This window comes from Rathayibacter sp. Leaf296, from assembly GCF_001423045.1.
GTDB lineage: Bacteria > Actinomycetota > Actinomycetes > Actinomycetales > Microbacteriaceae > Rathayibacter > Rathayibacter caricis.
In genome coordinates, this window is sequence record NZ_LMNR01000001.1 from 1,254,143 (window position 1) to 1,263,213 (window position 9,071).

Sequence of the window (9,071 nt, forward strand, 5' to 3'; positions counted from 1 at the left end):
GCGCGTGCGAGCAGGTCGGCCTGCTCGGAGGCGTGCCGCTTGGCCGAGCCCGCCGCGGGCGACGCGGCGGACGGGCGCGAGACGACCCGGATCGGCCGTCCGAGCTGCGGAGCGACCTCGAGCGCGATGAACGGCCAGGCGCCCTGGTTCTCGGGCTCGTCCTGCACCCAGACGAACTCCGCGTCCGGGTAGCGCTCGGCGATCGCGCGCAGCCCCTCGATCGGCGCCGGGTAGTACTGCTCGAGGCGCACGAGGGCGATGCCGTCGTCGGGCTTCTTCTCGAGCTCGGCCTTGAGGTCGTAGTGGACCTTGCCGGCGTGCAGCAGCACGCGCTTCACCGCCGAGGCGTCCTGGATGCGGGCGTCGTCGAGCACGGGCTCGAACCGGCCGGCGGTGAAGTCCTCGACCGGGCTCGACGCTCCGCGCAGTCGCAGCATGGCCTTCGGGGTGAAGACGATGAGCGGACGGCGCGGACGCGAGTACGCCTGGCGGCGCAGGAGGTGGAAGTACGACGCCGGAGTCGACGGGCGGGCGACCGTCATGTTCTGCTCGGCGCACATCTGCAGGTAGCGCTCGATGCGGGCGGAGGAGTGGTCCGGGCCCTGGCCCTCGTAGCCGTGCGGCAGCAGGAGCACGAGCGACGAGCGCTGGCCCCACTTCTGCTCGGCGGAGGAGATGAACTCGTCGATGACGATCTGCGCGCCGTTGGCGAAGTCGCCGAACTGCGCCTCCCAGAGCACGAGCGAGTCGGGTCGCTCGACGGAGTACCCGTACTCGAAGGCCATCGCCGCGTACTCCGACAGCAGGGAGTCGTAGATCCAGAGCCGCGCCTGCTGCTCCGACAGGTTCATCAGCGGCAGCCACTCCTGGCCGTTGCCGCGGTCGTGCAGCACCGCGTGGCGCTGCACGAAGGTGCCGCGACGGGTGTCCTGGCCGACGAGGCGCACCGGGGTGTCCTCGATCAGCAGGGAGCCCAGCGCGAGCAGCTCGCCGAACGCCCAGTCGATGGAGCCCGAGCGGCTCATCTCCTGGCGCTTCGCGAGGAGCTGCTGCAGCTTGGGGTGCACCGTGAAGCCCTCGGGCGGGTTGTTGAAGGCGTCGCCGATCAGGCGGACGACCTCCTCCTTCACGCCCGTGCTCTCGGGCTCGCCCGGGTAGTCGCCGCCCTGCTGCGCGTCCGGCAGCTCGAGGTCGGCGACGGAGTCGCCGTCCGGGGAGATCACGGGGATCGCGCCCGTCTGCGCCGCGTGCGTCTCGGCGAACGCGCGCTCCAGGCGGTCCTGGAAGTCCTGGTGCGAGCGGTCGTACTCCTCCTGGCTGATGTCGCCGCGGCCGACGAGCGCCTCGGTGTAGAGCTTGCGCACCGAGCGCTTGGCCTCGATGAGGCTGTACATCAGCGGCTGGGTCATCGAGGGGTCGTCGCCCTCGTTGTGCCCGCGGCGGCGGTAGCAGATCAGATCGATGACCACGTCGCGGTGGAACCGCTGGCGGTACTCGAAGGCGAGCTGGCCCACGTGCACCACGGCCTCGGGGTCGTCCCCGTTCACGTGGAAGATCGGCGCCTGGATGGTCTTCGCGCCGTCGGTCGAGTAGACCGAGGTCCGCGCCTCGTGGGGAGGCGTGGTGAAGCCGACCTGGTTGTTGATGTTGATGTGGATGGTGCCGCCGGTGCGGTACGCCCGCAGCTGGGACATCTGGAGGGTCTCGACGACCACGCCCTGTCCCGCCATCGCCGCGTCGCCGTGGACGAGGATCGGGAGCGTCGTGAAGGTGCCGATGGGCTTGCGGTCCTGCTTGGCGCGGACGATGCCCTCGAGCACGCCGTTGACGGCCTCGAGGTGCGAGGGGTTCGCGGCCAGGTAGACGGGGATCTCCTCGCCGCCGGCACCGCGGAAGACGCCCTCGGTGCCGAGGTGGTACTTCACGTCGCCGGAGCCCTGGACCGTCTTGGGGTCCTGGGTGCCCTCGAACTCGCGGAAGATCTGACCGTAGGTCTTGCCGGCGATGTTCGTCAGCACGTTCAGGCGGCCGCGGTGGGCCATGCCGATCGCGACCTCGTCGAGCTTCTCGTCTGCGGCGCCCTGCAGGACGGCGTCCAGGAGCGCGATGAGCGACTCCCCGCCCTCGAGCGAGAAGCGCTTCTGCCCCACGTACTTCGTCTGCAGGAATGTCTCGAACGCCTCGGCCTCGTTGAGGCGGCCGAGGATGCGCAGCTGCTCGTCGTGGCCGGGCTTCTCGTAGCCGCGCTCGAGCTTCTGCTGCATCCAGGCCCGCTGCTCCGGGTCCTGGATGTGCATGTACTCGACGCCGACGGTGCGGCAGTAGGAGTCGCGCAGGATGCCGAGGATGTCGCGCAGCTTCAGCTGGCGCTTGCCGCCGAAGCCGTCGGTCACGAACTCGCGGTCGAGGTCCCAGAAGGTGAGCCCGTGGCTCTCGATCGCGAGGTCCGGGTGCGAGCGCTGCACGTACTCGAGCGGGTCGACGTCGGCCATGAGGTGGCCGCGCACGCGGAAGGAGTTGATGAGCTCCTGCACGCGCGAGGTCTTCGAGACGCGCTCGGCGAGGTCGACGGCGATGTCGGTCGACCAGTGGATCGGGTCGTAGGGGATCCGCAGCGCCGCGAAGATGTCCTCGTAGAAGCCTCGGCCGCCGAGAAGGAGCTCGTGCACGATCTTGAGGAACTCGCCCGAGCCCGCGCCCTGGATGACGCGGTGGTCGTAGGTGGAGGTGAGCGTGATGGTCTTGCCGATGCCGAGCTCGATGAGCGTCTTCTCGGACGAGCCCTGGAACTCGGCCGGGTACTCCAGAGCGCCGGCGCCGATGATGCAGCCCTGGCCCTTCATCAGGCGCGGCACGGAGTGGACCGTGCCGATGCCGCCGGGGTTGGTCAACGAGAGCGTGGTGCCCGCGAAGTCGCCTGCGACGAGCTTGTTGCCGCGGGCGCGCTTGACGAGATCCTCGTACGCCGAGAGGTAGGCGGTGAAGCTGAGGGTGTCGGCGCGCTTGATGCTCGGGACGAGCAGGGCGCGGGTGCCGTCGGGCTTGGGCATGTCGATCGCGATGCCGAGGTTGACGTGCGCCGGGGCGACGACGGAGGGCTTGCCGCCGGGCTCGTCGTAGTAGACGTTCTGGCTCGGGAAGTCCTTGAGCGCCCGGATGAGCGCCCAGCCGATCAGGTGCGTGAACGAGACCTTGCCGCCGCGGGTGCGGCGCAGGTGGTTGTTGATGACGATGCGGTTGTCGATCATCAGCTTCGCCGGGATCGTGCGGACGCTGGTCGCCGTCGGGATGGTGAGGCTGGCGTCCATGTTCGTCGCGAGGCTCTTCGCCATGCCGCGCAACGGAGTGACGACGTCCTCCTCCTGCGCCTCCGCGTCGACGTCGACGGGCTTGCCCACCGGCGCATCGGCCGGGATCGGAGCCTTCTTCGGCTCCTTGGACGTGGTGCGCGAGGCGGGCGCGGCGCCGGTCTGCGGCGCGGTGACGGGATGCGTCACCGTGGCGCCGGCGCTGGTCGAGGGACCCGCGGCGGCCGGCTTCTCAGCGGCCGGCTTCTCGGCCGGGGGCTGCGCGGCGGTCGGAGCCGCCGGCGCCTTCGCCGCCAGCTGCTGACCGTAGCGCTCCAGGATCGGCCACCAGGACTCGTCCACGGAGGCCTTGTCGGCGCTGTACTGCTCGTACAGCTCCTCCACGAGCCACTCGTTGGCTCCGAAGTCCTCCGAGCCCTGGTCTGTTCCCACTCCGGTCAACTGGCTCGACACAGCCGATCGCCCACTCTCTCCGTTGATTCGTCCTCGATCATCCGGACGGGCCCGCGCATCCCTCGACGCCTGCACCACTGGGCGAGAACGTCGTCCTCGCCCGTGAGCACCGGCGTCGTCGCCTGGTCCCGTCCCGGTCGTCAAGCCTAGCCCGGATCTCGGTCACCGGCCCCGCGGGCGGGCCGGAGTAGCGTTCCAGGCATGCGTTTCTCCGGCGGAACCCCCTCAGGCGATCTCACCTACTCGGACGTGTTCCTCGTCCCCGGCCGTTCCTCGGTCACGAGCAGGCTCGACGTCTCGCTCGCCCCGGGCGACGGCACGGGAGCGACGATCCCCCTGGTCTCCTCCAACATGAACTCGGTGACGGGTCCGCGGCTCGCCGCGGCGCTCGCCCGGCGGGGCGGTCTGGGCGTCCTCCCGCAGGACATGCCGCTGCAGTCGCTCGACGCGGCGATCCGCTGGGTGAAGGAGCAGCCGGTCGCCTTCTCCGGCGCGCTCACCGCGGATCCCTCGACGACCGTCGAGCAGGCGCTCGCGATCCTGCCCGCCGTGGAGGGCCACGGTTTCGTGGTGCAGGACGCCGGCGGCGCGGTGCTGGGCTGCGTGCCCGCCTCGCGGCTCGCGACCGCGCTCCCCGACGCGCTGCTCGGCGACCTGGTGCACCACGCTGCGCCGTCGATCGACGCCGACGACGTCACGACCGGCCGCGCCGCCTTCGACCTCATGGTCGAGGCGGGGCTCGATTTCGCCCCGGTGCTGCACCACGGAGCCCTGGTCGGCACGCTCTCGCGCACCGGAGCGCTCCGCTCGACGATCTACGACCCTGCGCTGGACGGCGACGGGCGGCTGCGCGTCGCCGCCGCCGTCGGCATCAACGGGGACGTGGCGGCGAAGGCTCGCGCCCTGGTCGCCGCCGGTGTCGACGTCCTCGTGCTCGACACCGCCCACGGGCACCAGGAGGCGATGCTGCGGGCGCTGCGGACGGTGTCGGCGCTGGATCTCGGGGTGCCGATCGCCGCGGGGAACATCGTGACCGCGGAGGCGGTCCAGGACCTCGTCGAGGCGGGCGCGTCGATCCTCAAGGTCGGAGTCGGTCCGGGCGCCATGTGCACCACCCGCATGATGACCGCCGTCGGCCGGCCGCAGTTCTCGGCCGTGCTCGAGACGGCGGAGCGGGCCCGTGAGCTCGGCGCGCACGTCTGGGCCGACGGGGGAGTGCGCTACCCCCGCGACGTGGCACTCGCCCTCGCGGCGGGCGCCTCCTCCGTGATGGTCGGCTCCTGGTTCGCCGGCACGATCGAGGCGCCGGGCGAGCTGCGGACGGACGCGGCCGGCCGCGTCTACAAGGAGAGCTGGGGCATGGCGTCGGCGAAGGCCGTGCAGGAGCGGTTCGGGCGGCTCGACGCGTACGAGCTCGCGCGCAAGCGCCTCTTCGCAGAAGGCATCTCGTCCTCGACCATCTACCTCGACCCTCTGCGGCCCTCGCTCGAGGATCTGCTCGACATGATCACCTCGGGCGTCCGCTCCTCCTTCACCTACGCCGGGGCGCGCAGCGTCGCCGAGTTCCACGAGCGCGCGGTGGTCGGGCTGCAGTCGGCCTCGGGCTACGAGGAGGGCAAGGCGCTGCCGGTCAGCTGGTGATCTGAGAAGCGGCGCCCGATCCGTCAGCGGCGGTCCGGTGCGGGTCTGCTAGAACCGAGCGCATGACCATCGTCGACAACGCCGTGTACGTCGGCGGCCACCGCATCCGCAACCCGGACTCCCTCGAGGACACGTTCGAGCTGATGCGGGAGGAGCACGGCATGGCGTGGATCGGCCTGTACCGGCCGACCCGCGAGGAGGTCGAGGCCGTCGCCGAGGAGTTCGGACTGCATCCGCTCGCCGTCGAGGACGCGCTGAGCGGGCACCAGAGGGCCAAGCTCGAGCGGTACGACGACGGGCTGTTCGTGGTGCTGCGGCCGGCGCGGTACCTCGACGCCGACGAGGCGGTCGTGTTCGGCGAGCTGCACGTGTTCGTGGGCCCGGACTTCGTCGTCACGATCCGGCACGCCGACTCCCCGGACCTCGCTCGCGTGCGCCGCCGGCTCGAGGAGGACCCGGCGCTGCTCGCCCGAGGCCCGGAGGCGGTGCTGTACGCGATCCTCGACCAGGTGGTGGACGAGTACGCCCCGGTCGTCGCGGGAGTGCAGGGCGACGTGGACGAGATCGAGGACCAGCTCTTCGGAGCCGACTCGGACGACAGGCTCTCGGAGCGCATCTACCGGCTCTCGCGCGAGGTCATCCACTTCCAGCGCTCCGTCCAGCCGCTGACCGCGCTGCTCCGGGCGCTCGCCGAGGAGACGCCGGCCGAGACCGCCTCGCCGGACCACGTGGAGCTGCACCGCTCGCTCCGCGACGTGCTCGACCACACGATCCGGGTCACGGAGGCCGTCGACGCCCTCCGCGCGATCCTCGACAAGGCGCTCACCGTGCACTCGACCCTGGTCTCGCGCCGGCAGACCGAGACAGGGCTCGCGCAGAACGACGTCGTGCGCAAGATCTCGTCGTGGGCGGCGATCCTGTTCGCGCCGACGCTCATCGCGGGCGTCTACGGCATGAACTTCGACGAGATGCCCGAGCTGCACTGGGAGTTCGGCTACCCGTGGGCACTCGGGCTGATGGTCGTCTTCGGCGTGGGGCTCTACGCCGTGTTCAAGGCGAAGAAGTGGCTCTGACCTGCCCTCGTGCACCCCGCGGGGCCCGGTGCTCCGGATAGACTCGACGCCACAATGGACGACCCTCCCTCTGCTCATCCGCCGTCGGACCGACCCGTCCGATCCGCGTCCCTCGAGCTCCTCGACGCCCTGATCCCCGCCGCCCCGAGCGGAGGCGCCCGCCATGGGGACTGAGTGGATCCTGCTCGGCGTCGGCCTCCTGCTCACCCTGGGCACCGGCGTCTTCGTCGCGAGCGAGTTCGCACTCGTCAACCTCGACCGGGCCGACCTCGAGGCGCGGCGCGATCGCGGCGAGACCCGCCTCGGGATGACGATCGCGGCCCTCAAGGTCACGTCGACGCACCTCTCGAGCGCGCAGCTGGGCATCACGCTCACCACGCTGCTCACCGGCTACACGATGGAGCCGGCACTCTCGACCCTGCTCGAGCAGCCTTTCCTGGGGCTCGGAGTGCCGGAGGCGGCGGTCGCGCCGATCGCGACGGTCGTCGCCATCGTGATCGCCACGCTGCTGTCGATGATCCTCGGCGAGCTCGTGCCCAAGAACTTCGCGCTGGCACTGCCGCGGGCGACGGCGAAGCTCGTCGTCCCGCTGCAGACCGCGTTCACCACCGTCTTCCGCCCCGCCGTGGCGCTGCTGAACGGCAGCGCCAACGCGCTGCTGCGCCTCGTGGGCATCGAGCCCAAGGAGGAGCTGTCGGGCGCGCGCAGCGCCGAGGAGCTCTCGAGCCTCGTCCGCCACTCCGCCAGCGCCGGCCTCCTCGAGGAGGACACGGCCGACCTGCTCGGGCGCACGCTCCGCTTCTCGGCGCTCAGCGCGGGCGACGTCATGACGCCGAGACTGCGCCTCTCGACGGTCGAGCGCTCCAGCACGGCGCAGGACGTGCTCGACCTCGCCCGGACGACCGGGTTGTCGAGGTTCCCGATCACGGACGACGACATCGACGACATCGTCGGCGTCGTCCACGTGAAGCAGGCCGTGGCGGTGCCGCGCGGCAAGCGGTCGGAGGTGCCGGTGACGGCGCTGCGCTCCGAACCGCTCCGGGTCCCCGAGACGATGAAGCTCGACGTGCTCCTGACCGAGCTGCGGGGTCGCGGCTTCCAGCTCGCCGTCGTCGTCGACGAGTACGGAGGAACGGCCGGAGTCGCCACGCTCGAGGACCTCGTCGAGGAGCTCGTCGGCGAGGTCGCGGACGAGCACGACCGCTCCCGCCCCGACGTCGTCAAGCTGCCCGGCTCCACGACCTTCCCCGGCATGCTCCGCCCCGACGAGGTCCGCGACCGCGTCGGCGTGCACATCCCGGAGGAGGGGCCCTACGAGACCGTCGCCGGCTTCGTCATGAGCGAGCTCGGCCGGCTCCCCGCCGCGGGCGACGAGGTGGCCGTCGACGGGGGATCCCTCCGCGTCGAGCGCCTCGACGGCCGTCGCATCGACCGCATCCGCTTCACCCCCGACCCCGAGGCCGAGCCCGACACCCTGCCGGACCCGCTGGCCGACGCGGGCAGACCCCACCGATCGCGCAAGGAGGCCGGCGATGAGTGACTGGGCCGGAATCGCGTGGCTCGTGGTGCTGCTGGCCGCGAACGCCTTCTTCGTCGGAGCCGAGTTCGCGGTCATCTCCGCGCGCCGCTCCCAGATCGAGCCCCTCGCCGAGAGCGGTCGCCGGAGCGCCATCACCGCCCTCGCCGCGATGGAGCACGCGACGCTCATGCTGGCGACCACCCAGCTGGGCATCACCGTCTGCTCGCTGCTGATCCTCAACGTGTCCGAGCCGGCGATCCACCACCTGCTCGAGATCCCGCTGCACGCCGTCGGCCTGCCGGAGGAGCTGACCGGCACCGTCGCGTTCGTCATCACCCTGCTGATCGTGTCGTTCCTGCACGTCGTGCTCGGCGAGATGGTGCCCAAGAACATCTCGTTCTCGATGCCCGACAAGGCGGTGCTGCTCCTCGCACCCCCGCTCGTCGCCATCGCCCGGGTGATCCGCCCCCTGATCGTCGCCCTCAACGCGATCTCGAACGGCGTGCTGCGGCTCTTCCGGGTCGAGCCCAAGGACGAGGCGAACAGCACCTTCACCCTCGAGGAGGTGCAGACCATCGTCGACCAGTCCACCCGCGAGGGCACGCTCCGCGACTCCACCGGCACCCTCCTCGCGGCGTTCGAGTTCACCGAGAAGAAGGTGCACGACGTCGCCCTGCCCCTCGACGGCATCGTCAGCCTCCCCGCCGGAGCGACACCCGCCGACGTCGAGCGCGCCGTCGCCAAGCACGGCTTCTCGCGCTACGTCGTCCTCGGGACCGACGGGCAGCCGGAGGGCTACATCCACCTCAAGGACGTCCTCGACCTCGACGGGGACACCGAGGGAGCCAAGTTCCGCCTGCCCATCCCGGCCAAGCGGATCCGCCAGCTCGCCTCGATCTTCGAAGCCACCGACCTCGAGGACGCCCTCGCCATCATGCGCCGCACCGGCGCGCACCTCGCGCGATCATTCGACGAGCAGGGGACGGCCACAGGAGTGCTGTTCCTGGAGGACATCATCGAGGAGTTGGTCGGCGAAGTAGACGACGCCACCCGCCGCTAGTCGCGGGGGGGGGGGGG

5 protein-coding genes are annotated in these 9,071 nt (G+C 71.0%); 4 read left to right on the plus strand and 1 reads right to left on the minus strand.

The genetic code is table 11. The features are described 5' to 3' along the window. A partial coding sequence (locus ASF46_RS05820; protein WP_082485273.1) for a multifunctional oxoglutarate decarboxylase/oxoglutarate dehydrogenase thiamine pyrophosphate-binding subunit/dihydrolipoyllysine-residue succinyltransferase subunit occupies positions 1–3,761 on the minus strand: 3,761 nt, incomplete at its 3' end. A 201-nt stretch (positions 3,762–3,962) separates the two neighbouring features. On the opposite strand from ASF46_RS05820, the gene ASF46_RS05825 reads away from it, so the two are divergent. From ASF46_RS05825 to ASF46_RS05840, 4 genes are all read left to right on the plus strand, one after another. After that, on the plus strand, positions 3,963–5,402 hold the full coding sequence (locus ASF46_RS05825) for a GuaB1 family IMP dehydrogenase-related protein (RefSeq protein WP_056866746.1): 1,440 nt from the start codon (positions 3,963–3,965) through the stop codon (positions 5,400–5,402). Positions 5,403–5,464: 62 nt separating this feature from the next. After that, positions 5,465–6,475, plus strand: a complete 1,011-nt coding sequence (corA, locus tag ASF46_RS05830; RefSeq protein WP_056866747.1) for a magnesium/cobalt transporter CorA — start codon at positions 5,465–5,467, stop codon at positions 6,473–6,475. A gap of 163 nt (positions 6,476–6,638) precedes the next feature. Then, positions 6,639–8,015 carry a hemolysin family protein gene (locus tag ASF46_RS05835; protein WP_082481032.1) on the plus strand — a complete coding sequence of 459 codons (1,377 nt, stop codon included), beginning with the start codon at positions 6,639–6,641 and terminating at the stop codon, positions 8,013–8,015. Further along, positions 8,008–9,054, plus strand: a complete 1,047-nt coding sequence (locus tag ASF46_RS05840) for a hemolysin family protein (protein ID WP_056866748.1) — start codon at positions 8,008–8,010, stop codon at positions 9,052–9,054. Before ASF46_RS05835 ends, ASF46_RS05840 begins: the two co-directional genes overlap by 8 nt. Positions 9,055–9,071: the final 17 nt, after the last annotated feature.

Excerpts from the sequence above, each read along its gene's own strand:
- corA (WP_056866747.1), top strand. The coding sequence starts at position 5,465 with ATGACCATCGTCGACAACGCCGTGTACGTCGGCGGCCACCGCATCCGC.
- ASF46_RS05825 (WP_056866746.1), top strand. The coding sequence starts at position 3,963 with ATGCGTTTCTCCGGCGGAACCCCCTCAGGCGATCTCACCTACTCGGAC.
- ASF46_RS05835 (WP_082481032.1), top strand. The coding sequence starts at position 6,639 with ATGGGGACTGAGTGGATCCTGCTCGGCGTCGGCCTCCTGCTCACCCTG.
- ASF46_RS05840 (WP_056866748.1), top strand. The coding sequence starts at position 8,008 with ATGAGTGACTGGGCCGGAATCGCGTGGCTCGTGGTGCTGCTGGCCGCG.